The sequence below is a fragment of the Pseudomonas sp. R3-56 genome, assembly GCF_051132075.1.
GTDB lineage: Bacteria > Pseudomonadota > Gammaproteobacteria > Pseudomonadales > Pseudomonadaceae > Aquipseudomonas.
Map to the genome: position 1 here is coordinate 402,673 of NZ_CP071657.1, position 26,573 is coordinate 429,245.

The window sequence follows — 26,573 nt, forward strand, 5'->3', positions numbered from 1 at the left end:
CCGCCCCAAAGATTTTGTGAGCGCTGCGCACTCAAGCGGGAGCAAGCTCCCTCGCCACGGAGTCCTCGGCCGTACCACAGGCATACGCCTGTTGATTTGGAGTGGTTATGGGTGATCGGCACGACTACGTGGCCCTGGAATGGGTCAAGGGCGAGATTGCCGAAACGCTGAAGCAGGCCCACCTGGCCCTCAATCGCCTGGTGGACGACCCCCAGGCGTCGGATGCGCTTGCCCAATGCCTGGCCTGCATTCACCAGGTCCATGGCGGCCTGCAGATGATCGAGTTCTACGGCGCGGCGTTGCTGGCCGAGGAAATGGAACAACTGTGCAGCGCGCTGCAGGACAACCGCATCGCCCACCGCGAGGAGGCGATCAGCCTGTTGCGCCAGGCCCTGGGCCAGTTGCCGGTCTACCTCGAGCGCGTGCAGGGTGCTCGTCGCGACCTGCCGCTGGCGGTGCTGCCCTTGCTCAACGACCTGCGCAGTGCGCGGGGCGAGGGCCTGTTGTCGGAGACCAGCCTGTTCAGACCGGAATTGCCCGATATCGCGCCGCTGGGCGAGGACGCCTTGAAGCGGCTCGCGCCGGCGGACCTGCCCGGCACCTTGCGCAAATTGCGCCAGACCCTGCAGGTGGCCCTGGTGGGCCTGTTGCGCGAACAGGACGACGCGACTCACCTCGGTTACCTCGCCAAAGTCTTTCAGCGCCTTGAAGCGCTTTGCGCCGCAGCGCCGCTCAATGCGTTGTGGCAGGTCGCTTCGGCGTTAGTAGAAGGCATGCGCGAGGGGCGTATCGCCAACAGCCCGGCGCTGCGCAGCCTTTTCAAGGATGCTGACAAGGAACTCAAACGCTTGCTGGAGCAAGGCATGCCCGGCATCAACCAAGCGGCCCCGCCACACCTGCTCAAGAGTCTGTTGTTCTATATTGCCAAGGCCGAACATCCCAGCGGGCAGATGCAGATCATGAAAGAACGCTACTCACTGGACGACGCGCTGCCCGACAGCGCCATGGTCGATGAAGAACGCGCGCGCCTGGCCGGGCCCGACCGCGATGCCATGCGCTCGGTGCTGGCAGCGCTCTGCGAGGAGCTGGTACGGGTCAAGGAGCGCCTGGACCTGTTCGTGCGCAGCGACCGCCAGCATGCCTCGGAGCTGGACAGCCTGCTGGCGCCCCTGCGGCAGATTGCCGACACCCTGGCGGTGCTGGGTTTCGGCCAGCCGCGCAAGGTCATCATCGATCAACTGGCCGTCGTACTGAGCCTCGCCCAGGGCCAGCGCGTGCCTGATGACGCGACGCTCATGGACGTTGCCGGGGCCTTGCTGTATGTCGAGGCAACCCTGGCCGGAATGGTCGGCACCGTCGAGCCTGAAAGCCGCGAAGACAATCGCCTGCCGACGACCGACCTGACCCAGATCCATCAGATCGTCATCAAGGAAGCCCATACCTGCCTGCAACAGGCCAAGGACATGATCGTCGACTACATCGACGCACACTGGAACAGCGCGCAGCTTGAGCCATTGCCGGCGCTGCTGACCCAGGTCCGCGGGGCGCTGGCGATGATTCCCCTGAGCCGCGCCGCCCGCCTGGTGGAGGCTTGCAACGATTTCATCCGTGAACACCTGCTGCTCGACCCAGCCCAGCCGGGGTGGGAAGCACTCGATCACCTGGCCGATGTGATTACCGGCCTGGAATATTACCTGGAGCGTTTGAGCGAAGACCCGTTGATGCCCGCCGAGAATCTGCTCGACGGCGTCGAGCGGAGCCTGGGCGCCCTCGGCTACTTTCCCGACGAAGCCCGCGTGCCCTTGCTCGATGACCGGCTGAGCCCGAACGAGGCCCAGGTCATGCAGGATTTGCAGGAACTGGACGACCCACAGACCGTGCAATCCCTCGCTGATGTTCTGGCCAGCCCGGTCTCGGCGGTCAACCCGCCGGCCAAAGGCATGCCCGGTAGCCTGCTGCCGCCGCCCGTGGATGAGCATCCGGTGGACGACGAGCTGCGGGAGGTCTTCCTCGAGGAAACCGACGAGGTGCTCGATGTCCTGCGCGAATACCTGCCGCGCTGGGCTGCGCAGCCCGACGACCAAGGCGCGCTCACTGAGCTGCGCCGGGCCTTCCATACCCTCAAGGGCAGCGGCCGAATGGTTCGGGCGCTGGTGTTGGGTGAGTTGGCCTGGGCAGTGGAAAACCTGCTCAACCGCGTGCTGGAGCGCAGCGTCGAGCCGGGTGCTTCGGTTCGGCAATTGCTTGAGGACGCGGTGCGATTGCTGCCGGAACTGGTCGCCGAATTCGCTGCCCAGCGCCAATGCCAGCGCGACGACGTCGACCGTCTGGCCGCTCGCGCCCATGCCCTGGCCAAGGGTGGCGATGAGGAAGATGACGACCAGCAGGACGTGGCCGCTCTCGACCCCTTGCTGCTGAAAATCTTCGGCAACGAAGCCCAGGGGCATCTGGCCGCGCTTGATCGATTCCTCGACCAGGCCGCCGAACATCTGCCATTGCAGGCCAGCGACGAGCTGCAAAGGGCCTTGCACACGCTCAAGGGCAGTGCATCGATGGCCGGTGTGCTGCCGATCGCCGAACTGGCCGGGGCGATGGACGAGATGGCCCGGGAATACAAGGCACACCTGATCGCTTTTGACCTGGATGAGATCGAGCTGCTGCTGGAGGCTGAAGGGCTGCTGCGCCGTGGTCTGCGCCAGTTGCACAACGAGCCGCTGGCCGCGATTCCCGGCGCCGCGGGCCTGATCCAGCGAACCCAGGCACTGTCCGTCGAACGCCTGCAAACGGCTCTCAACACGCCGGACCAGGGCGTGCGGACCAAGCGCGACCCGCAATTGATCAACAATTTTCTCGCCCAGGGCATGGATATCCTGCTGGACGCGGAGAACCTGCTGCGGCGCTGGCAGCAACACCCCGGCGAGGGCCAGGAGCTGAGCGCGCTGCTCGATGAGTTGACCACCCTTGGCGAAGGCGCGCATCTGGCCGACCTGCACCCGGTGGACGAGCTCTGCGAAGCCTTGCTGGACTTGTATGGTGCCGTCGAGGAGAGCAGCCTGGCGGTCAGCGACAGGTTTTTCCATGAGGCGCAGCTTGCTCACGAAGCGTTGATCGACATGCTCGACGAATTGGCTGCCGGCCAGCACGTGCGTGCGCAACCTGCCCGGGTGCAGGCCCTGCGCAGCCTGCTCCAGGAAGGCCTAGACCCGACAGCCACGGGACTGATCCGCAGTGACGGCAGCCGCACGTTGAGCATCCGCGAGCTGGGTCATGCGACGGCTGAGATGGAGCGCAGTTCGCCGGCGGCTGTTTCGGTGGACGACGATATCGCCGCGATCTTTCTCGAAGAGGCCCAGGATATTCTTGAAAGCGCCGCACAGGCCTTGCAGCGCTGGCTCGCCGACCCGGAGAACGGCGCGCCGTTGTCCTCGCTGCAGCGTGACTTGCACACCCTCAAGGGCGGCGCACGCATGGCGGATGTGCGGCCGGTGAGCGACCTGGCCGGGGAGCTCGAAACCCTATACGAAGGGCTGGTGGATCGCCGCTACAGTTACAGCGAGGAGCTGGCGCAACTGCTCAACAGCAGTCATGAACGCCTCGATCTGTTGCTCGGGCAACTGCAACAAGGCCAACCGCTGGGCGATCCCGTGGCGTTGATCGACGCCATTCATCGTTTCCGCCAGGACAAGCCGAACGCCATCGAGGTGGCGGGGCATCGGCAAAATGACACGGCGGGCCATGATCCGGAGTTGCTGGAAATCTTTCTAGAGGAAGGTTTCGATATCCTCGACAGTTCCGGGGCGGCGTTGCAACGCTGGCAGGAAGAGCCGTCGAACCGTCAGGCGGTGGAAACCCTGCTGCGCGATCTGCACACCCTCAAGGGTGGCGCGCGGATGGTGGAGATCGGGCCCATCGGCGATCTTGCCCACGAACTGGAGAACCTTTACGAAGGGCTGTCGGCGGGCCTGTTACAACCGAGCCCGGCGCTTTTTGCCTTGCTGCAAGGCAGCCATGACCGGCTGGCCCACATGCTCGATGCCGTCCGTGCCGGGCAGCCGTGCCCGCCGGCCGACCGGCTGATCGCGCAGATCCAGGCGGTCAATCATCCGCAGGACAGCGAGGCGCCCCAGATCGTTACGCCGGTCGAGCCGGCACCGGCCCAGGTCGCGCCGCCGATGCGAGCCGAGCCCGCCGCGCCGGGCGATGGCGCGGACATGGTCAAGGTCTCCGCCGAACTGCTCGACGATCTGGTCAACCTGGCCGGGGAAACTTCGATTTTCCGTGGGCGCATCGAGCAACAGGTCAACGATGCGCGCATCGCCCTGAACGAGATGGAAACGACCATCGAGCGCATGCGCGATCAACTGCGACGCCTGGATACCGAAACCCAGGGGCGGATTCTCAGCCGCCAGCAGGTGGACGCCGAACGACTGGGCTACGAAGAGTTCGACCCACTGGAAATGGACCGCCATTCCCAGCTGCAGCAACTGTCTCGGGCGCTGTTCGAGTCTGCCTCGGACCTGCTTGACCTCAAGGAAACGCTAGACCGCAGCAACCACGACGCCGAAAACCTGCTGCAACAGCAGGGGCGCATCAACACCGAGCTCCAGGAAGGCCTGATGCGTACGCGCATGGTGCCGTTCGAGCGCATGCTGCCGCGCCTCAAGCGCATCGTCCGGCAGGTGGCGCAGGAGCTGGGCAAGGACGTCGAGTTCGTGGTCGACAATGCCGAGGGCGAGATGGACCGCAACGTGCTCGAACGCATGGCGGCGCCTCTGGAGCATATGTTGCGCAATGCCGTTGATCATGGCCTGGAGCCCGCCGATGTACGCATCGCAGCCGGCAAACCGGCGCGGGGACGCATCAGCCTGGACCTGTCCCGCGAAGGCGGCGACATCATTTTCGACATCCGTGACGACGGCGCCGGGGTGCCATTGGACGCGGTGCGGCGCAAGGCGATAAAGCGTGGGCTGCTGGCGCCCGACAGCGATATCAGCGACCGCGACGTGCTGCAGTTCATCCTGCAGCCAGGTTTTTCCACGGCGGAAAAAATCACCCAGATCTCCGGGCGCGGCGTTGGCATGGACGTGGTCCACGAAGAAGTGCGACAGCTGGGCGGCAGCATGGTCATCGATTCGACGCCGGGCAAGGGCGTGCATTTTCGTATCCGGCTGCCATTCACCGTGGCGGTCAACCGGGCGCTGATGGTGCAGTGTCACGAAGATCAATACGCCATCCCGCTCAACACCATCGAGAGCATCGTCCGGGTATTGCCCGCCGAACTGGATGGCTACTACCAGCTCGATCCGCCGACCTACACCTACGCCGGGCAACGTTATGAGTTGTGCTACCTGGGCGAGTTGCTGAAAACCGGCGCCCGCCCGAAATTGCTCGGCCAGAGCCAGCCATTACCGGTGCTGCTGGTGCAATGCAACGAACGACACGTCGCCGTGCAGGTAGACGCCACCGCCGGCACCCGGGAAATCGTGGTCAAGAGCCTCGGCCCGCAATTCTCGGCGGTCCAGGGCTTGTCCGGGGCAACGATCCTGGGGGACGGCCGGGTGGTGTTGATTCTCGATCTGCTCGCGCCGATCCGCGCCTTGCCCAACCAGGCGGCGCGCCGTCCGGCCGTGGTGCAAGGCGAGGGCGAGCAGCAGCGGCCTTTGCTGGTGCTGGTGGTGGACGATTCGGTAACAGTGCGCAAGGTCACCAGTCGTCTGCTGGAACGCCACGGCATGCATGTGCTCACCGCCAAGGACGGCGTGGACGCCATGGCATTGCTGGCCGAACATTCGCCGGACCTGATGCTGCTGGACATCGAGATGCCCCGCATGGATGGTTTCGAAGTGGCGACGCAAGTGCGCAACGACCCGCGCCTGGCGCATCTGCCGATCATCATGATCACCTCCCGCACCGGCCAGAAACACCGCGACCGCGCCATGGCCATCGGCGTCAACGACTACCTGGGCAAGCCGTACCAGGAGTCGGTGCTGCTCGACAGCATCGCCCACTGGAGCAAGACCCATGCATGAGCACCGCACCAGCCATCTCACTGGTTTGTTGCTGCCCCTGGCCGACCGGCACCTGATCCTGCCGAACGTGGCCGTGGCCGAGTTGATCGACTACCAGAGCAGCGTGTTCGATCTGGACACCCCGCCCTGGTTCCTGGGCTGGGTAAGCTGGCGCGAACGGCAGATCCCGCTGCTGAGCTTCGAGTCAGCCTGCGGCCAGAAGACCGTGATCGGCGAGCGCGCCCGCATCGTCGTGCTCAACGCCCTGGGCGGCCGCCCGGAACTGCGTTTCATCGCGCTGCTGGTCCAGGGCATCCCACGCTCCTGCAAGCTCGACACCCAGTTGAGCTACGTCGACGTGCCGCTGTGCGGATTGGAGCAGGCGGCCGTGCAAGTGGGCGAGCATGTGGCGAAAGTGCCGGATCTGCTGGCGTTGGAAGAGCTGGTGGTTGCGGCGGGGTTGGTAAAGTCCTGAGACACTGACTTGTAAAGTCCCAAAAAGGGACTTATTGTTCCCTTTTTGGGACTCTTGGTGCTTCCTTGAAACAGCTTTCCCTCAGTAACGCTTTGTTCACCACCACCCAGCAGCGGGTCTTGGGCTTGCTGTTCGGCAAGCCCGATCAAAGCTTCTATGTCAACGAAATTTCCCGCTGGGCTCAAGTAGGGAAAGGCAGTCTCATGCGTGAGCTGGAGCGCCTGCAACGCTCAGGGGTGCTCACCATGACTCGTCTGGGCAATCAAACTCATTATCAAGCCAACCCGCGCTGTCCGATTTACTCTGAATTGCTAAGCATCGTGCAGAAAACCTTTGGCATCGCCGAACCGTTACGCCTGGCATTGGAGCCGTTTACAAAACAACTGCACTGGGCGTTCGTCTACGGCTCAATCGCGAAGGGCCATGCGAACACATCCAGCGACATAGACCTCATGCTGATCGGCGAAGACCTGCACTACAGTGACGTAATGGAGCGGCTTCTTCCGCTGGAAGAACAACTGGGTCGCCCTCTGAACCCAACGCTTTATACGCCTCAGGACTGGGCGGCAAAATTTGCGGCGGGTAACAGTTTTGTGGTGCGGGTAGCACAACAGGATAAGATCGATTTGCTGGGTGAAAGCCCATCGGGGACCAAGGATGAGCAAGCAAGAAAGCCTGGAGAACCTGTTAAATAGCGGCCTGAAAGCCGAGCCGACGGATCGCCGGGAATGTGAGGGCCTGGTGCGTTCGGCAACGGATCGCTTGAAGGATGCCCAAACGACTGCCCTTTCCTTCGCCAGCCGGTTCGACCTGGCATATAACGCCGCTCATGCCTTGGCGCTTACGGCATTACGCTTGAGCGGTTATCGGTCAGACAAGCGCTATCTGGTGTTCCAATGCCTCATTCACACGGCGGACGTCAGCAAAGTACAGGTCCGGTTATTTGCGCTGTGCCATGAGCGACGCAACCTTGCCGAGTACGAAGGCTATATGGACGAAGATGATGCGCTCCTTACCCAGCTGATTGAGAGCGCTAAGGAACTACTCGGGCTAGTCCGACCGTTGATGGTCCAGAGCTGATTTCCGTGGCGAGGGAGCTTGCTCCCGCTGGGCCGCGAAGCGGCCCCAAAGCGACGACTGCTGCGCAGCCGAGCGGGAGCAAGCTCCTCGCCACAAGACATTGCCCGTTGCGGCGCTAACCATTACTCCCACCGTAACGATCCGCCGCTGAGCTTGATTGATGCCCGCGCCACAACGCTTCTAAGGTGACCTCCACGACAGCGAACCCGTGGAGTGGTCATGACAACAACAATATCCCCCGACTCGCGATGGACGCGGCGGCGCAGCGAAAAGCAGCGGCGCCTGGCGTTGGTGAAGGGGCTTGCCGACGGTGTGGTGCTGCCCACCGACAAGATCGTCGCGGCGCTGGAGGCGTTGATCCTGCCCGGCGACCGTGTGGTGCTGGAGGGCAATAACCAGAAGCAGGCGGACTTCCTGTCCCGCTCTCTGGCGAAAGTCGACCCTTCGAAGCTGCATGACTTGCACATGATCATGCCCAGCGTCGGTCGTTCCGAGCACTTGGACCTGTTCGAACGCGGCATCGCCCGCAAGCTCGATTTCTCCTTCGCCGGCACGCAGAGCCTGCGCATCAGCCAATTGCTGGAAGACGGCCTGCTGGAAATCGGCGCGATCCACACCTACATCGAGCTCTACGCGCGGCTGGTGGTCGACTTGATTCCCAACGTGGTGCTTTCGGCCGGTTTCATGGCCGACCGCGCCGGTAATATCTATACCGGTCCCAGCACCGAAGACACCCCGGCGCTGATCGAACCGGCGGCGTTCAGCGACGGTATCGTCATTGTTCAGGTCAATCAGTTGGTGGACGACGTCAGCGACCTGCCCCGCGTAGACATTCCAGCATCCTGGGTCGACTTCGTGGTGGTGGCCGACAAGCCGTTCTACATCGAGCCGTTGTTCACCCGCGACCCGCGCCACATCAAGCCCGTGCATGTCTTGATGGCGATGATGGCGATTCGCGGGATCTACGAAAAACACAACGTCCAGTCGCTCAACCACGGCATCGGTTTCAACACCGCCGCCATCGAATTGATCCTGCCGACCTACGGCGAATCACTCGGACTGAAGGGCAAGATCTGCCGCAACTGGACGCTCAATCCGCACCCGACGCTGATCCCCGCCATCGAAAGCGGCTGGGTCGAGAGCGTGCATTGCTTCGGCACCGAACTGGGCATGGAAAACTACATCGCCGCCCGGCCTGACGTGTTTTTTACCGGGCACGACGGTTCGCTGCGTTCCAATCGAATGGTTTGCCAACTGGCCGGGCAGTACGCGGTGGACCTGTTCATTGGCGCCACCTTGCAGGTGGACGGCGACGGCCATTCCTCCACCGTGACCCGAGGCCGACTGGCCGGTTTCGGCGGTGCGCCGAACATGGGCCACGACCCGCGCGGTCGCCGTCACGGCACGCCGGCCTGGCTCGACATGCGTCATGGCGACGGCGAGGCGCCGCTGCTCGAACGCGGCAAAAAACTGGTGGTGCAGATGGTCGAGACGTTCCAGGAGGGCGGCAAACCGACCTTCGTTGACACACTCGACGCGGTGGACGTGGCGAAGAAAGCCGGCATGCCCCTGGCGCCGATCATGATCTACGGCGACGACGTCACCCATCTGCTGACCGAAGAAGGCATCGCCTACCTGTACAAGGCCCGCTCCCTGGAAGAACGCCAGGCGATGATCGCCGCCGTGGCCGGGGTCACCGCCATCGGCCTGCGCCACGACCCGAAAGACACCGCGCGGATGCGCCGCGAAGGGCTGATCGCCTTGCCCGAAGACCTCGGCATCCGCCGCACCGACGCCACCCGCGAACTGCTCGCGGCCAAGAGCGTGGCCGATCTGGTGGAATGGTCCGGTGGCCTCTACAACCCGCCCGCCAAGTTCAGGAGCTGGTAAATGCGCGCCCTTAATCTGCAACCCAAGACGTTATCCCTAGCTGAGCGTTTGGCCGACCTGGCAGTGGACGCGTTGATCGATGAAGCCGACCTCTCGCCCAAACCGGCCTTGGTGGACCGTCGCGGCAGCGGCGCCCATACCGATCTGCACCTGGGCCTGATGCACGCTTCGGCGTTGTCGTTGTGGCCGGCATTCAAGGAAATGGCCGAGGCCGCGCTCGACTGCGGCGAGATCGGCTTGCCACTGCGTGAAGCCCTGGGGCGCATCGGCCGGGAAGGTGAAGCCGCGATGCTCACGACCACGGGCGGTGTGAATACTCACCGGGGCGCGATCTGGGCCTTGGGCCTGTTGGTCGCTGCGGCGGCGCTGGAACCTGAATCCAGTGGCGCTGGCGCCGTCACGTTGCGTGCCGCCCGCCTGGCCTTGCTCAACGACCGTCATGCGCCTCAACCCTTGAGCCACGGCGCCCAAGTGGCCCAGCGCTACGGCGCACGCGGTGCCCGGGAGGAAGCGCAACTGGCATTTCCGGCGGTGACAACCCTGGGGCTGCCGCAACTCAAGCGCAGCCGCGCGGCCGGCGTCGGCGAACAGAACGCCCGCCTCGACGCCTTGCTGGCAATCATGACCCGCCTGGCCGACACCTGCGTGCTCTATCGCGCCGGCGAAGCGGGTTTGCAGGCGATGCAGCAGGGCGCCAGGGCGGTGCTCGACGCCGGAGGCAGTGCGAGCCTGGGCGGTCGTCGCCAGCTGCACGTGCTGGACCAACAATTGATTGCCTTGAACGCCTCGCCCGGCGGCGCTGCCGACCTGCTCGCCGCTTGCCTGTTTCTCGACCGTATCGAGCGCAGTGATGGCCTCTTCCCAGGAGTGTGCTGATGCAAACCTTATCCTTTGAATTCACCGCCGGGCAGCCGCCACGGGGCCGGGCGCTGGTCGGCTGCGTCGGCTCGGGCGATCTCGAAGTGCTGATCGAGCCCGGGCTGGCGGGCAAGCTGACCATCCAGGTGCAGACCTCGGTCAATGGCAGCGAGCAACGCTGGCAACACTTGTTCGCGCGCATGTTCGACGGCCAGACGCCCCCCGCGATGGCCATTGAAATCCACGATTTCGGCGCCACCCCCGGCGTGGTGCGCCTGCGCCTGGAACAAGGCTTCGAGGAGATCGGCCATGACTGACAGCGCTGCGTTGCTCAACAAGCACAGTTTCGTCGAGCTCGGTGCCCGGCAACGGGCCAGGGCCTTGTTCGATGACGGTACGTTTCGTGAACTGCTCGACCCGTTCCAGCGGATCATGTCGCCATGGTTGCTGCGCCAGGGCGTGGTCCCGCAAAGCGACGATGGCGTAGTGATCGCCAAGGGCGAGCTCGATGGCCTGCCGGTGGTGATCGCCGCTATCGAAGGCGCGTTCCAGGGTGGCAGCCTCGGCGAAGTCGGCGGGGCAAAGATCGCCGGTGCCCTGGAGCTGGCGGCCGAGGACAATCGCAAAGGCATCCCGACCCGGGCCGTGTTGCTGCTGGAGACCGGCGGCGTGCGTTTACAGGAAGCCAACCTCGGGCTCGCGGCAATTGCCGAGATCCATTCGGCGATTATCGACCTGCGCCAATACCAGCCGGTGGTTGGCGTAGTCGCTGGCAGCGTCGGCTGTTTCGGCGGCATGTCCATTGCTGCCGGGCTGTGCAGTTATCTGCTGGTGACGCAGGAAGCACGGCTGGGGCTGAACGGTCCGCAGGTGATCGAGCAGGAAGCTGGCATCGATGAGTACGACTCCCGCGACCGTCCGTTCATCTGGAGCCTGACCGGTGGCGAACAACGTTTCGCGACCGGGCTGGTGGACCGCTACGTCGCCGATGACGTGGCGCAGATTCGTCGTCAGGTCTGCGAACTGTTGCATCTGGGTGTGCCCACTGAACACCGCAGTGGCCAAGCCAGACTGTTCCTCCAGCGCCTGTCGCGCCTGGACACCGAGGTGCAAATCGAACCGGCAGCGGTTCGCCAGTTGTTTCAGGGAGAACGTCCATGAATACGTATTCATTGAGGGGCCTGCGCTGGTTCGAGGCCTTGAGCGGTGGCGTCAAACCGTTGGAAGGCTTGCCCGCTTCGCTGAAAGTGGCCGATGTCCAACTCGGCGAACAAACCGCGCGTCTGTTGGCTGTCGTGGCCGATCCCGCCAACCGTTTCCCTCGGGCGCGCAATGGCGAAGTCGGTTTGCTCGAAGGCTGGGGCCTGGCCAAAGCCGTGGACGACGCCATCGCGGCCGATCGCAACGCGGCCAGCAAACGTGTACTCATCGCCATCGTCGACGTACCGAGCCAGGCCTACGGTCGGCGTGAAGAAGCGCTGGGCATTCATCAGGCTTTGGCCGGCGCGGCGGACAGTTATGCGCGGGCCCGACTGGCCGGGCATCCAGTGATCGGCTTGCTGGTAGGCAAGGCGATGTCCGGTGCGTTCCTCGCCCACGGCTACCAGGCCAACCGGTTGATCGCCTTGCGCGACCCGGGCGTGATGGTCCATGCGATGGGCAAGGCTTCGGCGGCACGGGTGACCTTGCGCAGCGTCGAGGAACTCGAAGCCCTGGCCGCCAGCGTGCCGCCGATGGCCTACGACATCGACAGCTTCGCCAGCCTGGGACTGCTCTGGGAGACCTTGTCGGTAGAACAGATCGAGCAGCCGACGGCGGCGGATCTGGCGCGGGTGAGCGACTGTTTGCTCCAGGCGATCAACGACGTGGCGGGCACGCCTCGGGATCTCAGCGGTCGCCTGGGCGCTGTTCACCGGGCAGCGTCCAGCCACGTTCGGCAATTGTTGAGGGCGCAATGGTGAGCACGCTCCTGGCCCATGACCTGCTCTGGGGGATGACTGCTTTGCAGTTGCCTGCGGATGCGCCGGGCTGGGCTGTCGAGTCGCTCGACCTCGGGCAACCGGTCGCGGTGCGCCGGGCGCTGTCCTCGCCTGGACACATCGCCGTGGGCTTGCGCGGTCGCTCTCGCGAACAGCGCTACGCCGCATCAATGCCGGTGGCGACGATCCAGCGCCGGGTGCGCCCTGAAGACCTCTGCCATGTCCAATCCCCGCGCGACCTGCCCGCCTTGCAAGCGCTGGCCGAGTTGCGTCCGTTGCTCGACGCCAGTGGCTGGACCTGGGGCGTCAGCGGCAGTGCCGGGTTTGAGCTTGCCACCGGTGTCGAGGCACTGCATGAGCGCAGCGACCTGGATCTGATTTTGCGCACGCCGCAGCGCCTGGATCGTCTCAAGGCCAAGGAGTTGCTGGCGCTACTGGATGCTTCGGTATGCGCCGTGGACATGCAGTTGCAAACCCCTTGCGGCGCCGTGGCCTTGCGCGAATGGGCGGGCTCGTCCCGTCGGGTCTTGCTCAAGGATGATGTTCAGGCCCGGCTGGTGAGCGATCCCTGGCAGCCTTCGTTGGAGCAGGTCGCGTGAGCAGCCTCTTCGTCTTTCCCGGCCAGGGTGCGCAGCGCGTAGGCATGCTCCGTGGCTTGGCGCCGCAGATTCTGGACGAGGCGAGTGACGTGCTCGGGGAGGATGTCTTGCAGCTCGACACTGCCCAGGCGCTGCGGTCGACTCGCGCCGTGCAGCTGTGCCTGTTGATCGCCGGCGTGGCCGCTTCCCGTCGATTGCTGGAACAGGCCCCCGCGCCGGATTACGTGGCGGGACTGTCCATCGGCGCGTACCCGGCGGCGGTCGTGGCCGAGGCGCTGGGGTTCGAGGACGCGTTGCGGCTGGTCAGCCTGCGCGGCGAACTGATGCAGCAGGCGTATCCGCAAGGCTACGGCATGACGGCAATCATCGGCCTGGACCTCGCGGCCGTGGAAACCTTGCTCGCCCAGGTGCACAGCGCAACAACGCCGGTGTACCTGGCCAACATCAACGCCGATAACCAGGTGGTCATCGCCGGCAGTGATGAAGCCATGGGCTGCGTCGCCGAACGGGCTCGCAACCAGGGCGCCGGCAAGGCCTGCCGGTTGGCGGTCAGCGTACCGTCCCACTGCCCGCTGCTGGAGGCTCCGGCGCGGACGTTGGCCCAGGCCTTTGCCGAAGTACCCTTGAAAACTCCGGCGCTGGGCTATCTCAGCGGCAGTCGCGCCCGACCGGTGATAAAGGCCGACGCGCTGCGCGACGACCTGGCCTTCAACATGTGCCGCGTCGTCGACTGGCGCGGCACGGTGCAAAGCGCCTACGAGCGTGGCGTGCGTCTGCAGATCGAGTTGCCGCCCGGCGCGGTGTTGACCGGGCTGGCGCGCCGGGTATTCGAGCAGGGCACCGTCATGGCTTATGACGGCGCGCGGCTCGACACCCTGCAAGCGCTGTTGCAAGAGGAGGGAAGCCGCCGACCCTAGACACCGACTCAAGCTGGCGAAGCACAAAAACAACAACTTCGACGATGCACTTTGAGGACTACAACAATGATTATCTATGGTGTGGCGTTTCTGGCTTTTTGTACCCTGGTGGGCATTTTCATCGGTGAGCTGCTGGGCAAACTGATTGGCGTACCGGCCAACGTTGGCGGCGTCGGCATTGCAATGCTATTGCTGATCGGCCTGGGCAGCTACCTGAACAAGCGCGGCTTGTTCAGGGGCAAGTCCGAAGCTGGCGTGGAGTTCTGGAGCGCCATCTACATTCCGATCGTGGTGGCGATGGCGGCGCAGCAAAACGTCTATGGCGCACTGAAAGGCGGGCCGATGGCGATCCTCGCCGGGACCCTTGCGGTGGTGATTGCCTTTGCGTTGGTGCCGGTGCTGGTACGCATCGGCAACAAAGACCCTCAGGCCGATGTTTCCGTCAAGACGGTCGGGTGATTGCCATGTACGAATCCATGATGAAAGTCATCACCGGCTACGGTCTGATCAGCGGGTTTGCCATTGTCGGCATCACCATGTGGGTGTCCTACTGGATCAGCAATACCTTCACCAAAGGCCGCCTGCATGGTTCGGCCATCGCGATCCTGCTGGGGTTGGTGCTCTCGTATATCGGCGGTGCAATGACCGGGGGGCAAAAAGGTGTGGTGGACATTCCACTGCTTTCCGGGATTGGTTTGCTGGGCGGCGCCATGCTGCGGGATTTCGCCATTGTCGCCACGGCGTTCGGCGTGAGTGTCGAGGAGCTCAAGCGCGCCGGTTTCGTTGGGGTGCTGGCTTTGTTCGTCGGAGTCGGCACCTCGTTCATTGCCGGCGTCGGCGTGGCGATGGCCTTCGGTTATACCGATGTGGTGAGCCTGACCACGATCGGTGCCGGAGCGGTCACCTATATCGTCGGGCCGGTGACCGGGGCGGCCATCGGAGCCAGTTCCGAGGTGATGGCGTTGTCGATTGCCGCCGGGTTGATCAAGGCGATCCTGGTCATGGTGGCGACGCCGTTCGTGGCGCCGCTCATCGGCCTCAACAACCCTCGTAGCGCGGTGATCTTTGGTGGGCTGATGGGCACCTCCAGCGGCGTCGCCGGCGGCCTGGCGGCGACCGATCCGAAGCTGGTGCCTTATGGCTGTCTGACGGCGGCGTTCTATACCGCCCTTGGCTGCTTGCTCGGGCCTTCGCTGTTGTTCCTGATCATGCGGGGACTGATGGGGTAGGACTTCGGCTTTTCGCTTACCGCGCTGGCGCCTTCGCGAGCAGGCTCGCTCCCACATTGATTGGGTTCACCCTTGTGGGAGATTCTATGGTGCAGGACTAGCCCCTAAATGCCTTTTGGTAAGTATTCGCTCTGGTTCTTCAACAGAGCGAATACCACTCGGGCAAGCTTGCGGGCCAGCGCTACCAATGCCTCGGTTGTGCTGAGCCCTCGGGACCTCAAACCCTCGTAAAAACCCTTCCACGCCGCTGTGCGACTCGCCGACATCGCGGCGTTGTGCATCAATCGGCGTGCCTCCGGATCACCTCGCTTAGACAGGCAGCGGCGTCCCTTCTTTTTTCCCGAGTCCGATATGCGCAGGTCCAGACCCAGAAAAGCGATGAAGGCATCGGCATTTCTGAAATCTCCACGTTGAAACGACGTGAGCAAACGGGCACCGCTTAACAGACCGATGCCTTCGACTTTCATGCAGCGCTTGAGCTGACTGCCCAAACCGGCTGCATCCAACTGCGTCTGGATTGTTTTCTCAAGCAAAATTTCGAGTCTTTGCATGGCCTTTATCTGGTTCTCAAAGGCCGTTTTGAGCAACGGTTCGTTCGACCAGCTTTGCTTGAGGCTGACACGCGCCTGAACCAAGGCTGCGCGTCGCCGGAAAAGGCTTATAAGCCTGCAATACAGGGGCGATGGCGGGGACCAAGGGTGCAACTGGTGGCCTTCGTTGTTCAAGTAGCGAGCCAACAACCGAGCATCCAGCGCATCGGTTTTAGCGCGCACTTTCACCCCTTTGCGGTAATGACTGAGTTCGTAACCGCCGATCATATAAATCACACAGCCATGCGCATAAGCCAGATCGGCGAAGTCCTGGTGATAGATATTGGTGGCTTCGATGGCGACATCCACTGGCGCAGGTAATGCCTTGAGCCACTTTTTGATATCAGCTTTGGTGTTGGGGATCGTTTCGAGTCGATCGGATTGGGCGTGATAAATCACCAACTCATCTTTGGCGACATCCACACCTACGATCGGCTGGGCGGTGGCGACGGGCATTGCCATTGAAAATCCTCCGGGCTAAGGTTTGAACACTTGAAGGGTTCACCCAGAGGCGCAGGCTTGTTCCTATCGTCGGTCTAGGCCAGATGCATTCTTTATCGGCGCTTGGGTGAAAGGAGGAGGGGCGAAATCTCCCACGGTCTGTACTGCGGCTAACAGTCAGAATCGAGCCTAGTCCCTCCTCCTCCCTTCAAGTCCTACCATACAAGCGAGCCTGCTCGCGAAACGCGCGACTCGGTCTCAAGCCTGGCGATTGGCGTACATCCGGCATTCCGCCAACAACGCCAGCAGGTTCGGGTCGCGCTCCTTGGCCTTGAGGAACACCACACCGATGTGCTGCTGCAACCGGTACTTTTCCTGCAACGGGATCAGTTTCACCCGGTTCTCATACACCGCCGCGATCCGGCCGGGAAGCAGGGCATAACCCACCCCGGAGCTGACCATGCTCAGCAGGGTGAAGATGTCGTTGACCTGCATCGCCACTTTCGGCTCGAACCCCGCCTGCCTGAACACCCGGATACCGTCCTGGTGCGTGGCGAAGCCCTGGGTCAGGGTGATGAAGGTCTCGTCGCGGACTTCGGCCAGGTCGACCTCGCTGCGTTGGGCAAAGGGCGAGTCGGCGGGCGTGGCGAGGAAAATGTCATCGGAAAACAGCGCGATCTGCTCGCAGTCCGGGTCGTTGACGCTGTCGTCCAGCGACACCAGGATCGCATCGACCTCCATGTTCTTGAGTTTGTACAACAGGTCGATGTTGGAGCCCATGATCAGATCGATATTGAGCTCGCTGCGCCGGATCTTCAGGCCCATGATCAGTTGCGGCACGGTCTTGACGGTCAGTGAATACAAGGATCCCAGCTTGAAACGCTCGGCGGAAAAGCCGGCCGCCTCGCGGGTCAGGCGTACGCTTTCGACCACGTCCTGAATCAGCTTCTGCGCGCGCTCCTCCAGCACATAGGCGCTTTCCAGCGGCGTGAGGTTGCGGCCTTCGTGCTTGAACAACGGACAGCGCAACGCGCTCTCCAGCGAGTGAATGGCCCGATGCACGCTGACATTGCTGGTCTGCAACTCGACCGCCGCCCGCGCCAGGTTGCCGGTGCGCATGAACGCCAGGAACACCTCGAGTTTCTTCAGGGTCAATTCTTCGTCGATGAGCATGGGGCGGACTCTTGTTCGTATGGGCTGATTGTGCCCCATGTCTTCCTGGCGACGCGATTTATGTGGCTTGGGGGCTGTTGTGGCGAGGGAGCTTGCTCCCGCTGGGTGGCGAAGCCGCCCCAAGAATCTTGTGAGCGCTGCGCACTGGAGCGCCAGCCCGGTCAAGCGGGAGCAAGCTCCCTCGCCACAGGTGCGGTATCGCAAGTTAAAAGCAAACCATTGCACTTTCAGGCGCCAGGCCTGAGCCTTGGCGCCAAATTCGTAATAGGGGGGTGGGTCTGGATGTATCACGGGGAGCGACTCAACGCCTGGACGCACCTGGTGGGCGCGGTCGCCGCGTTTATCGGTGCGGTGTGGCTGCTGGTGATTGCCGGGATGGCCGGCGATCCGTGGAAGATCGTCAGCGTGGCAATCTACGGGTTCACCTTGCTGGTGCTCTACAGCGCATCGACGGTTTATCACAGCGTGCGCGGGCGCAAGAAAGAGATCATGCAGAAGGTCGATCACTTTTCGATCTACCTGTTGATCGCCGGCAGCTACACGCCGTTCTGCCTGGTAACGCTGCGCGGGCCGTGGGGCTGGACATTGTTCGGGATCGTCTGGGGGCTGGCGGTGATCGGTATCCTGCAGGAAATCAAGCCGCGTTCCGAAGCCCGGATCCTCTCGATCGTCATCTATGCGGTGATGGGCTGGATCGTTCTGGTGGCGGTCAAACCGCTACTGGCGGCGCTGGGCAGCGCCGGGTTTGCCTGGCTGGCCTCGGGAGGCGTGCTGTATACCGTCGGCATCATCTTCTTCGCGCTCGACCATCGCCTGCGCCATGCCCATGGCATCTGGCACCTTTTCGTCATCGCCGGCAGCCTTTTGCATTTCGTGGCGATTCTGTTCTACGTGCTCTAGCGCCGTTGGTCCCCGTGGGAGCGAGCCTGCTCGCGAATGCGGTGGATCAGCTTGCATTGATGCTGAATGTTGAATCGCCTTCGCGAGCAGGCTCGCTCCCACAGGTGATCTTCAGTGGTCGCGGAGCCTTAGAAATCCCCCCACAACTGCTGCGCCACCGCCAGCGCCACCACTGGCGCGGTTTCGGTACGCAGCACCCGGGGACCGAGGCGGGCGGCGTGGTAGCCGGCGGTCCTGGCCTGTTCGACTTCTGCATCCGACAACCCGCCCTCGGGGCCGATCAGGAACGCCAGGGTCGACGGCCTGGCATGACTGACCAGCGGTTCGGCGACCGGGTGCAGGACCAGTTTCAGCTCGGCGTCGGTCTGTTTCAACCAGTCGGCCAGCAGCAGCGGAGGATGGATCACCGGCACGCTGGAACGCCCGCATTGCTCGCAAGCGCTGATCGCCACCTGGCGCCAGTGCAGCAGACGCTTGTCGGCGCGTTCGTCCTTGAGGCGCACTTCACAGCGCTCGGTGAAAATCGGGGTGATCTCGCTGACACCCAGTTCCGTGGCCTTCTGGATCGCCCAATCCATGCGCTCGCCCCGGGACAGGCCCTGACCGAGATGAATGCGCAAGGGCGACTCGGCCTGTCCGGCAAATTGCTCGTCGAGCTGCACGCGCACGCGCTTCTTGCCGACCTCGGCCAGGGTGCCGCGAAACTCCTGTCCGGAGCCATCGAATACTTGCACCGCATCGCCCTCGGCCATGCGCAGCACTCGGCCGATGTAGTGGGCCTGGGCTTCGGGCAGCTCGTGATCGCCGAGGCTCAGGGGCGTGTCGATGAAAAAGCGGGACAGTCTCATGTTTGGTCTCTACACAATCGGATTGCGCATTGCTGCGTGGTCGGGGGCTTTGCGGTGAGCAAGCTTTTGTGGCGAGGGAGCTTGCTCCCGCTGGGCTGCGAAGCGGTCCCATTCCTGCGATTGCTGCGCAATCGAGCGGGAGCAAGCTCCCTCGCCACGGAGAAATTCGTTCACAGACGTATCAGCCCGGATCGCGATACCCCGGGTGAAAATCCTTCGGCACCGCCACGCTGACCTTGTCCCGGGTGGCGATATCAATCCCTTCGCTGGCAACTTCCGCCAGAAAATCGATCTGCTCCGGCGTAATGACATACGGCGGCAGGAAATACACCACGCTGCCCAGCGGCCGCAGCAGGGCGCCGCGCTCCAGGGCATGCTGGAAGACCGTCAGGCCGCGCCGCTCCTGCCATGGGTACGCGGTTTTGCTCGCCTTGTCCTTGACCATCTCGATGGCCAGGACCATGCCGGTCTGGCGCACTTCGGCCACGTTCGGGTGGTCGACCAGGTGGGCGGTGGCGCTGGCCATGCGCTGGGCCAGGGCCTTGTTGGTTTCGATGACGTTGTCGTCTTCGAAAATATCCAGGGTCGCCAGCGCCGCCGCGCAAGCCAGCGGATTGCCCGTGTAGCTGTGGGAATGCAGGAAGGCGCGCAGGGTCGGGTAGTCGTCGTAGAACGCGCTGTAGACCTCATCGGTGGTCACGCACGCCGCCAGCGGCAGGTAGCCGCCGGTCAGAGCCTTGGACAGGCAGAGGAAGTCTGGCGTGATACCGGCCTGTTCGCAGGCAAACATCGTCCCGGTGCGGCCGAAGCCGACCGCGATTTCATCGTGGATCAGGTGCACGCCGTAGCGGTCGCAGGCTTCACGCAACAGCTTCAGGTACACCGGGTGGTACATGCGCATGCCGCCGGCGCCCTGGATCAGCGGTTCGACGATCACCGCCGCCACCGTGTCGTGGTGCTCGGCCAGGGTTTGCTCCATGGCCGCGAACATGTTTCGCGAATGTTCTTCCCAGCCCATGCCTTCGGGGCGGTGGTAGCAGTCGGGGCTCGGCACCTTGAGCGTGTCCAGCAACAACGCCTTGTAGGTTTCGGTGAACAGCGGTACATCGCCCACCGACATCGCCGCGATGGTTTCGCCGTGGTAGCTGTTGCTCAGGGTAACGAAGCGTTTCTTGTCGGGCCGGCCGCGATTGATCCAGTAATGAAAGCTCATCTTCATCGCCACTTCGATGCAGGACGAGCCGTTATCGGCATAGAAGCACCGGGTCAGGCCTTCGGGCGTCATCTTCACCAGGCGTTCGGACAGCTCGATCACCGGCTGGTGGCTGAAACCGGCGAGGATCACATGCTCAAGCTGATCGACCTGATCCTTGATGCGCTGGTTGATGCGCGGGTTGGCGTGGCCGAACACATTGACCCACCACGAACTCACCGCATCGAGGTAGCGCTTGCCTTCGAAGTCCTCAAGCCACACGCCTTCGCCGCGCCGGATAGGAATCAGCGGCAGCTGTTCGTGATCTTTCATCTGGGTGCAGGGGTGCCATAGCACGGCAAGATCGCGCTGCATCCACTGGTTATTCAGGCCCATGTACAGTCTCCTCGAGGCGGCTCGCGGCGGGCGCGGGCAAAACAATCGCGCAAGCCTATGCAATGGCGGGCCGGGGAACAACCCATTGTGTCGTCCCCACCCGTTTCAGTGAGGTGATAGACGTCGCTGGCGGCGTTTTGATGGCTGACGTATTCTTCGCCGTTCCCGGAGCCGACTGGCTCGAAAAACCGAAAATTCTTACGTAATTCCGGAGTTCGCTGAATGTCTGCTGGTTGGCTGCGCGCCTGTGCGCTGGTGATGATAGGGCTGTTCAGCGTTTCGGCGCTGGCCAAGGACAAACAACCGACGGCCATCGTCATCGGCGGCGGGCTGGCCGGGCTCACGGCGGCCTACGAGTTACAGAACAAGGGTTGGGCCGTGACCCTGCTGGAAGCCAAACCGAGCCTGGGCGGCCGTTCGGGCATGGCCACCAGCGAGTGGATCGGCAACGATAAGGTCCAGCCGGTACTGAACAAGTACGTTTCGACCTTCAAGCTGAGCACCACGCCGGCGCCGGAATTCGTGCGCACCCCCAGCTATCTGATCGACGGCACCTATTTTACTGCCACCGACCTGGCGACCAAGCAGCCAGCCACGGCCGAGGCGCTCAAGCGCTACGAAACCACCCTGGATGATCTGGCCCGTTCCATCGACGACCCACTGAACCCGACGGCTACCAGTACGTTACACGCGCTCGACCAGATCACCGTGTCCAACTGGCTGGACCGTTTGCAACTGCCGGCCACCGCCCGACAGTTGGTCAACCAGGAAATCCGCACGCGCTATGACGAGCCGTCGCGCCTCTCGTTGCTGTATTTCGCCCAGCAGAACCGCGTCTATCGCGGCGTGTCCGACCGTGACCTGCGCGCCTCGCGCCTGCTCGGTGGCAGCCCGGTATTGGCCCAGGCGTTCGTCAAGCAACTGAAAACCATCAAGACGAGCTCGCCGGTGTCGGCCATTTCCCAGGACAAGGACGGCGTCACCGTCAAGGTCGGCAGCGTCGGTTACCAAGCCGACTATGTTGTACTGGCCGTGCCCTTGCGAGCATTGAACAAGATCCAACTGACCCCGGCCCTGGATGCCCAGCACCTGGGTGCGATCAAAGGCACCAACTACGGCTGGCGTGACCAGATCATGCTCAAGTTCAAGAACCCGGTCTGGGACAGCAAGGCACGCATGTCGGGCGAGATCTACAGCAACGCCGGCCTGGGCATGATGTGGATCGAGCCAGCCATGAAGGGTGGCGCCAACGTTGTCATCAACCTGTCTGGCGACAACGCACGGGTGATGCAGGCCTTCGGCGACAAGCAGATGGTCGACCAGGTGTTGATCCGCCTCCACGCGTTTTATCCACAGGCGCGCGGTGCCTTCACCGGTTATGAAATCCGCCGCTACAGCACCGACCCTTCCATGGGCGGCGCGTACCTGGCGTTTGGTCCGGGCCAGATCAGCAAGTACTGGCGCCTGTGGGAAAAACCATTGCAGCGCGTCGCCTTTGCCGGCGAACACACCGACGCGCTGTACCCAGGCACCCTGGAAGGCGCACTGCGCAGCGGCCAGCGCGCCGCCAGCCAGGTTGAAGACCTGGCGGCGGGCAAGTCGTTCGAACCACCGAAGGTCGCCCCGGCCGCAGCAGCTGCCGCCGGAGCGGTGGCGGCGAAGAAAGGCAACTTCTTCAGCAACCTGTTCGGCGGCTCGGATGACGACAAGAAGCCGGAGCCGGCCAAGGCTCCCGAGCCGGTAGCACCGCCTCCAGCGCCGGCACCGGCCCCCGTCCCAGCCCCTGCGCCGGTGGAACCACCCGCGCCGGCGCCAGCGAAGACCGAGCCAGCCAAGAAAGCCACGGCCAAGCCAGCGACGAAGAAGCCGGCGGCCAAGGCCCCGGCAAAAAAGGCCCCGGCCAAGGCACCAGTGAAAAAGGCTGAGCCAGTGAAGAAACCCGCCGCCAAACCGGCGGCAACTACTGAGACGAAGGCTCAGTAACGTCAAGTGGAAAGAACGCTGCCGTTCACTTAAGGCAATCAATAACTCGTGGCGAGGGAGCAAACTCCCTCGCCACGGGTCGATCATTACGCCGACGTCCTGCATGTCTCGACGATATATCGGAAACTTCCCACCCTTTAACCGGAAGCGGCCGATAGAGCTCGCCGGGCCATGCGTTCAGGCTCCTTGAAAAACAGGAGTGCGTATGAAAATACTGATGGCAATGCTCGTATCGGTTTCGCTGTACGGGTGTGTGTATGGTGAATGTCGGGATCCCCTGATGATCCCGATGGTTCCGGAACGGGACCCTCAGTTGACCTACAAATGCACCTTCGACCCATACCACCCCAAATGCTCAGTGAATTGATAATCACAGGCTTTGGCTCATAAAAACCGGGCCTCTGGTGGGAGCGAGCCTGCTCGCGATGAGGCCCTCCGGCCAAGCTGATGTCCTGGCTCCCCCGCCATCACGCAGCGCATCCGCTTTAATCTTTCCTTAACGCACCCGTCCCAGACTGATGATCGTATTTCTCGATATTTCAAAGCGAAATTTTCCGCTTTAATTCGATAGATAACTCGCTAGTCTTGGTCACAGTTTTTACAGGATATGAGCAATGCAGCTACGCAACTCTTCTTCTCGCTATGGCTGGGTCAGCATCGTTTCGCACTGGGCCGTTGCCTTGGCGGTGTATGGGCTGTTCGCGCTGGGCCTGTGGATGGTCGGGCTGGATTATTACAGCACCTGGCGCAAAGACGCGCCGGACATCCACAAGAGCATCGGCCTGGTGCTGTTGGCGGTGATGGTGCTGCGAGTGATCTGGCGTTTTGTCAGCCCGCCGCCACCGACCCTGGAAACCTACGGACGCCTGACTCGCGTCAGTGCCAAGCTTGGCCATGGCGCACTGTATCTCGGGCTGTTTGCCGTGATGATTGCCGGTTACCTGATTTCCACCGCAGACGGTGTCGGGATCTCGGTGTTTGGTTTGTTTGAAGTACCCGCGCTGGTGTCCGGACTGCCCGATCAGGCAGACGTCGCCGGCCAGATCCACTTCTACCTGGCATGGGCGCTGGTAATTTTTTCCGGCCTCCATGCGTTGGCAGCATTGAAGCACCACTTTATCGACCGTGACGCGACCCTCAAGCGCATGCTGGGACGCCAAGCCTGATGTTCAACCTCGACTCCAAAGGAATAGAAAGCATGTTGAAAAAGACGCTCGCCGCCCTGGCAATCGGTTCTGCCCTGCTGTCCGCCGGCCAGGCCATGGCCGCAGACTACGTGGTCGACAAGGAAGGCCAGCACGCCTTCGTCGACTTCAAGATCAGCCACCTGGGCTACAGCTACATCACCGGTACCTTCAAGGACATCGACGGCAAGTTCAGCTTCGACGCCGCCAAGCCTGAAGCCAGCAAGATCGAATTCAACGTCAACACCGCCAGCGTGTTCACCAACCACGCCGAACGTGACAAGCACATCGCCAGCGCTGACTTCCTGAACGCCAGCAAATTCGGCAAGGCCACCTTCGTGTCCACCAGTGTCAAGTCCACCGGCGCAAACACCGCCGATGTGACCGGTGACCTGACCCTGCTGGGCGTGACCAAGCCGGTCGTGGTCAAGGCAACCTTCCTGGGCGAAGGCAAGGACCCATGGGGTGGCTACCGTGCCGGCTTCGAAGGCACTACCACGATCAAGCGTTCCGACTTCGGCAAGCAGAAAGACCTGGGTCCGAAATCCGACGTGGTCGAGCTGTACGTGACGTTTGAAGGTGTTCAGCAGAAGTAACGTTCGCGCCTGACAAAAAACGCCCCTGGTCTCGCGGCCTGGGGCGTTTTTTATTGTGCGGATTTCGGCGACACAGATAACCCTGTGGGAGCGAGCTTGCTCGCGATGGCGTCAGTTCTGTCACATTGATGGTGACTGAGCCACCGCTATCGCGAGCAAGCTCGCTCCCACATTTGGAATTGCGTGGGGCCAAAAAAATGCCCCGGCTCGCAAGAACCGGGGCATTTTTCATGGCTTGGAAAACTCAGCGATTGCGCGTCAGCAAGGCCGGTTTTTCGCCACGTGGACGGCTTGGCAATTGGTCCAGCTGTTCAGGCGTCGGGAAACGATCGACTTTCGATTCCTTGTGCATGATTTTCGGCTGGTTGCCACGCGGGTTTTGCACAACAGGTTCCTGACGAGGCTGGTCATCATCACGTGCCGGGCGGCGTGGACGGGACTCTTCGCGGCGGGCCTGGCCGTCACGTGGGGCGCCATTACGCGGACCGCTGCGCTTGCCTGGCGGAGTGCCGGTGGACGAGCCGTTGCTGTTGCGCGGTCCGTTCTGGCGGCCCTGTGGCTGGCCACCGCGGGGGGCGCCAGCACCTGCGCCTGTTGCCGGGGCGCCCGGACGGCGACCGCGACCCTGGGCCGGTTTCTGCTGCGGCACGTAGTCCACGCGGTTACCGAAGTTATCGACATCGTCGTCGAGGAATTCGTCCGGGGCGCGGTCGGCCGCTGCGGCGCGCGGGGCCGGGCGTTGCTGCTCACGGGCCGGAGTGCCTTCGCGGGGCTTCTGCTCGCGGGCTGGGCGTTCGCCGCGACCGTTGCTGTTGCTGGCCGATTTTTCCTTGCCCTTGTCCTTGCCTTTGTCCTTACGACCGCCGCCACCACCGCCGCCATTCGGGCCGTCGCCGCGCGGGCCACGAGGATTACGCGGATTGCGCACATCCGGACGCTCACGCACTTCAGGCTTCTCGGCCTCGATGGTGCTGGCATCAAAGCCCATCAGGTCGCCGTCAGGGATTTTCTGCTTGGTCATCCGCTCGATGCTTTTGAGCAACTTCTCTTCATCCGGCGCGACCAGGGAAATCGCCTCGCCCGAACGACCGGCCCGGCCGGTACGGCCGATACGGTGGACGTAATCTTCATCGACGTTCGGCAGCTCGAAGTTGACCACGTGAGGCAACTGGTCGATATCGAGGCCACGGGCGGCGATGTCGGTGGCTACGAGGATGCGCACTTCGCCGGCCTTGAAGTCGGCCAGGGCCTTGGTGCGGGCGTTCTGGCTCTTGTTGCCGTGGATCGCCACAGCTGGCAGGCCGTGCTTGTCCAGGTATTCGGCCAGGCGATTGGCGCCGTGCTTGGTGCGGGTGAAGACCAGGACCTGTTCCCAGGCGCCCGTGGTGATCAGGTGGGCCAGCAGGGCACGCTTGTGGCTGGCCGGCAGGCGGAACACGCGCTGCTCGATGCGCTCGACCGTGGTGTTCGGCGGCGTGACTTCGATGCGTTCCGGGTTGTGCAGCAGCTTGCCGGCAAGGTCAGTGATGTCCTTGGAGAACGTCGCCGAGAACAGCAGGTTCTGGCGCTTGGCCGGCAGGCGGGCCAGCACTTTTTTCACGTCATGGACAAAACCCATGTCGAGCATGCGGTCGGCTTCGTCCAGCACGAGGATTTCCACGTGGGACAAGTCGACGCTGCCCTGGCCGGCCAGGTCCAGCAGGCGGCCGGGGCAGGCCACCAGGACATCGACGCCACGGGCCATGGCCTGGACTTGCGGGTTCATGCCGACGCCGCCGAAGATGCAGGCGCTGACGAACTTCAGGTCACGCGCATAGACCTTGAAGCTCTCGTGGACCTGGGCCGCCAGTTCGCGGGTTGGGGTCAGGACCAGCACGCGGGGTTGGCGCGGGCCGTGACGCTGGGATTTGTCCGGGTGACCGTTGGGGAACAGCCGCTCGAGGATCGGAAGGGCGAAACCGCCGGTTTTACCAGTACCTGTCTGTGCGGCGACCATCAGGTCGCGACCTTGCAACACGGCGGGGATGGCCCGCTGTTGCACCGGGGTAGGCTGGGTGTAGCCGGCGGCTTCGATGGCGCCGACTAAAGCCTCGGAGAGACCGAGGGAAGCAAAGGACATGAGTAATCCTGTTTTTAGTGAGGGCCTGGCCCAATGGGATAGTCTTGCCTGGCGCAAATGACGGTCATTGAAAGACGTCATCCCGTCCGGTCCTGCCGGGTCTGGAAGACGGGTCC

Annotated in this window: 22 protein-coding genes; 17 read left to right on the forward strand and 5 right to left on the reverse strand. The window is 63.0% G+C overall.

Annotated features, from left to right (window positions below; genetic code table 11):
* The first annotated feature begins 107 nt into the window (after positions 1-107).
* The 13 genes from J3P96_RS01960 to madM all read left to right on the forward strand — a co-directional run bounded on the left by J3P96_RS01960 (position 108) and on the right by madM (position 15,035).
* A complete protein-coding gene (locus J3P96_RS01960; protein WP_434654984.1) occupies positions 108-6,029 on the forward strand; it encodes an Hpt domain-containing protein in 5,922 nt (1,973 codons plus the stop codon).
* Complete coding sequence (locus J3P96_RS01965; protein ID WP_434654987.1) at positions 6,022-6,483, forward strand: chemotaxis protein CheW; 462 nt, start codon at positions 6,022-6,024, stop codon at positions 6,481-6,483. Before J3P96_RS01960 ends, J3P96_RS01965 begins: the two co-directional genes overlap by 8 nt.
* A 65-nt stretch (positions 6,484-6,548) precedes the next feature.
* Positions 6,549-7,178 carry a nucleotidyltransferase domain-containing protein gene (locus J3P96_RS01970; protein WP_434654990.1) on the forward strand — a complete coding sequence of 210 codons (630 nt, stop codon included), beginning with the start codon at positions 6,549-6,551 and terminating at the stop codon, positions 7,176-7,178.
* On the forward strand, positions 7,141-7,563 hold the full coding sequence (locus J3P96_RS01975; RefSeq protein ID WP_434654992.1) for a hypothetical protein: 423 nt from the start codon (positions 7,141-7,143) through the stop codon (positions 7,561-7,563). The genes J3P96_RS01970 and J3P96_RS01975 overlap by 38 nt, the downstream gene beginning before the upstream one ends.
* A 219-nt stretch (positions 7,564-7,782) precedes the next feature.
* Positions 7,783-9,453 (forward strand): malonate decarboxylase subunit alpha, encoded by a 1,671-nt coding sequence (mdcA, locus tag J3P96_RS01980; RefSeq protein WP_434654995.1) that lies wholly within the window; start codon positions 7,783-7,785, stop codon positions 9,451-9,453.
* Positions 9,454-10,329, forward strand: coding sequence for a triphosphoribosyl-dephospho-CoA synthase (locus tag J3P96_RS01985; protein ID WP_434654998.1), 876 nt, complete (start codon positions 9,454-9,456; stop codon positions 10,327-10,329).
* Positions 10,329-10,628, forward strand: coding sequence for a malonate decarboxylase subunit delta (locus J3P96_RS01990; protein ID WP_305498200.1), 300 nt, complete (start codon positions 10,329-10,331; stop codon positions 10,626-10,628). The genes J3P96_RS01985 and J3P96_RS01990 overlap by 1 nt, the downstream gene beginning before the upstream one ends.
* Positions 10,621-11,472 carry a biotin-independent malonate decarboxylase subunit beta gene (locus tag J3P96_RS01995; RefSeq protein ID WP_434655000.1) on the forward strand — a complete coding sequence of 284 codons (852 nt, stop codon included), beginning with the start codon at positions 10,621-10,623 and terminating at the stop codon, positions 11,470-11,472. The genes J3P96_RS01990 and J3P96_RS01995 overlap by 8 nt, the downstream gene beginning before the upstream one ends.
* Positions 11,469-12,272, forward strand: a complete 804-nt coding sequence (gene mdcE, locus J3P96_RS02000) for a biotin-independent malonate decarboxylase subunit gamma (protein WP_434655003.1) — start codon at positions 11,469-11,471, stop codon at positions 12,270-12,272. The genes J3P96_RS01995 and mdcE overlap by 4 nt, the downstream gene beginning before the upstream one ends.
* Entirely contained in the window at positions 12,266-12,889 is a 624-nt protein-coding gene (locus tag J3P96_RS02005; protein ID WP_434655005.1) for a malonate decarboxylase holo-ACP synthase, read from the forward strand. Before mdcE ends, J3P96_RS02005 begins: the two co-directional genes overlap by 7 nt.
* Entirely contained in the window at positions 12,886-13,806 is a 921-nt protein-coding gene (gene mdcH / locus J3P96_RS02010; protein WP_434655008.1) for a malonate decarboxylase subunit epsilon, read from the forward strand. The genes J3P96_RS02005 and mdcH overlap by 4 nt, the downstream gene beginning before the upstream one ends.
* 66 nt (positions 13,807-13,872) lie before the next feature.
* Complete coding sequence (gene madL, locus J3P96_RS02015) at positions 13,873-14,265, forward strand: malonate transporter subunit MadL (RefSeq protein ID WP_434655011.1); 393 nt, start codon at positions 13,873-13,875, stop codon at positions 14,263-14,265.
* Positions 14,266-14,270: 5 nt separating this feature from the next.
* Positions 14,271-15,035, forward strand: coding sequence for a malonate transporter subunit MadM (gene madM, locus J3P96_RS02020; protein WP_014340652.1), 765 nt, complete (start codon positions 14,271-14,273; stop codon positions 15,033-15,035).
* 104 nt (positions 15,036-15,139) lie between these two features.
* On the opposite strand, the gene J3P96_RS02025 is transcribed toward madM, so the two are convergent.
* Together J3P96_RS02025 and J3P96_RS02030 are read right to left on the reverse strand one after the other, a co-directional pair.
* A complete protein-coding gene (locus tag J3P96_RS02025) occupies positions 15,140-16,087 on the reverse strand; it encodes an IS110 family transposase (RefSeq protein ID WP_434623735.1) in 948 nt (315 codons plus the stop codon).
* Between the two features lie 237 nt (positions 16,088-16,324).
* The gene (locus J3P96_RS02030; protein WP_305498207.1) at positions 16,325-17,239 is read right to left on the reverse strand and encodes a LysR family transcriptional regulator; all 915 of its coding nucleotides are present in this window, start codon (positions 17,237-17,239) and stop codon (positions 16,325-16,327) included.
* Between the two features lie 282 nt (positions 17,240-17,521).
* On the opposite strand from J3P96_RS02030, the gene trhA reads away from it, so the two are divergent.
* Complete coding sequence (trhA, locus tag J3P96_RS02035; RefSeq protein WP_305498208.1) at positions 17,522-18,139, forward strand: PAQR family membrane homeostasis protein TrhA; 618 nt, start codon at positions 17,522-17,524, stop codon at positions 18,137-18,139.
* A 128-nt stretch (positions 18,140-18,267) separates the two neighbouring features.
* On the opposite strand, the gene J3P96_RS02040 is transcribed toward trhA, so the two are convergent.
* Together J3P96_RS02040 and J3P96_RS02045 are read right to left on the reverse strand one after the other, a co-directional pair.
* The gene (locus J3P96_RS02040) at positions 18,268-18,987 is read right to left on the reverse strand and encodes a 16S rRNA (uracil(1498)-N(3))-methyltransferase (protein WP_434655014.1); all 720 of its coding nucleotides are present in this window, start codon (positions 18,985-18,987) and stop codon (positions 18,268-18,270) included.
* A gap of 181 nt (positions 18,988-19,168) precedes the next feature.
* Positions 19,169-20,575 carry an adenosylmethionine--8-amino-7-oxononanoate transaminase gene (locus J3P96_RS02045; RefSeq protein WP_434627430.1) on the reverse strand — a complete coding sequence of 469 codons (1,407 nt, stop codon included), beginning with the start codon at positions 20,573-20,575 and terminating at the stop codon, positions 19,169-19,171.
* 222 nt (positions 20,576-20,797) lie between these two features.
* Here J3P96_RS02045 and J3P96_RS02050 point away from each other — a divergent pair, with 222 nt between their 5' ends.
* The 3 genes from J3P96_RS02050 to J3P96_RS02060 all read left to right on the forward strand — a co-directional run bounded on the left by J3P96_RS02050 (position 20,798) and on the right by J3P96_RS02060 (position 24,338).
* Positions 20,798-22,558 (forward strand): flavin monoamine oxidase family protein, encoded by a 1,761-nt coding sequence (locus J3P96_RS02050; RefSeq protein WP_434655017.1) that lies wholly within the window; start codon positions 20,798-20,800, stop codon positions 22,556-22,558.
* A 614-nt stretch (positions 22,559-23,172) separates the two neighbouring features.
* Complete coding sequence (locus tag J3P96_RS02055; RefSeq protein WP_434655019.1) at positions 23,173-23,724, forward strand: cytochrome b; 552 nt, start codon at positions 23,173-23,175, stop codon at positions 23,722-23,724.
* A 32-nt stretch (positions 23,725-23,756) separates the two neighbouring features.
* Entirely contained in the window at positions 23,757-24,338 is a 582-nt protein-coding gene (locus J3P96_RS02060) for a YceI family protein (protein WP_434655022.1), read from the forward strand.
* Positions 24,339-24,582: 244 nt separating this feature from the next.
* Here J3P96_RS02060 and J3P96_RS02065 read toward each other — a convergent pair whose 3' ends face one another.
* Entirely contained in the window at positions 24,583-26,457 is a 1,875-nt protein-coding gene (locus J3P96_RS02065; protein WP_434658063.1) for a DEAD/DEAH box helicase, read from the reverse strand.
* Between the last annotated feature and the right edge of the window lie 116 nt (positions 26,458-26,573).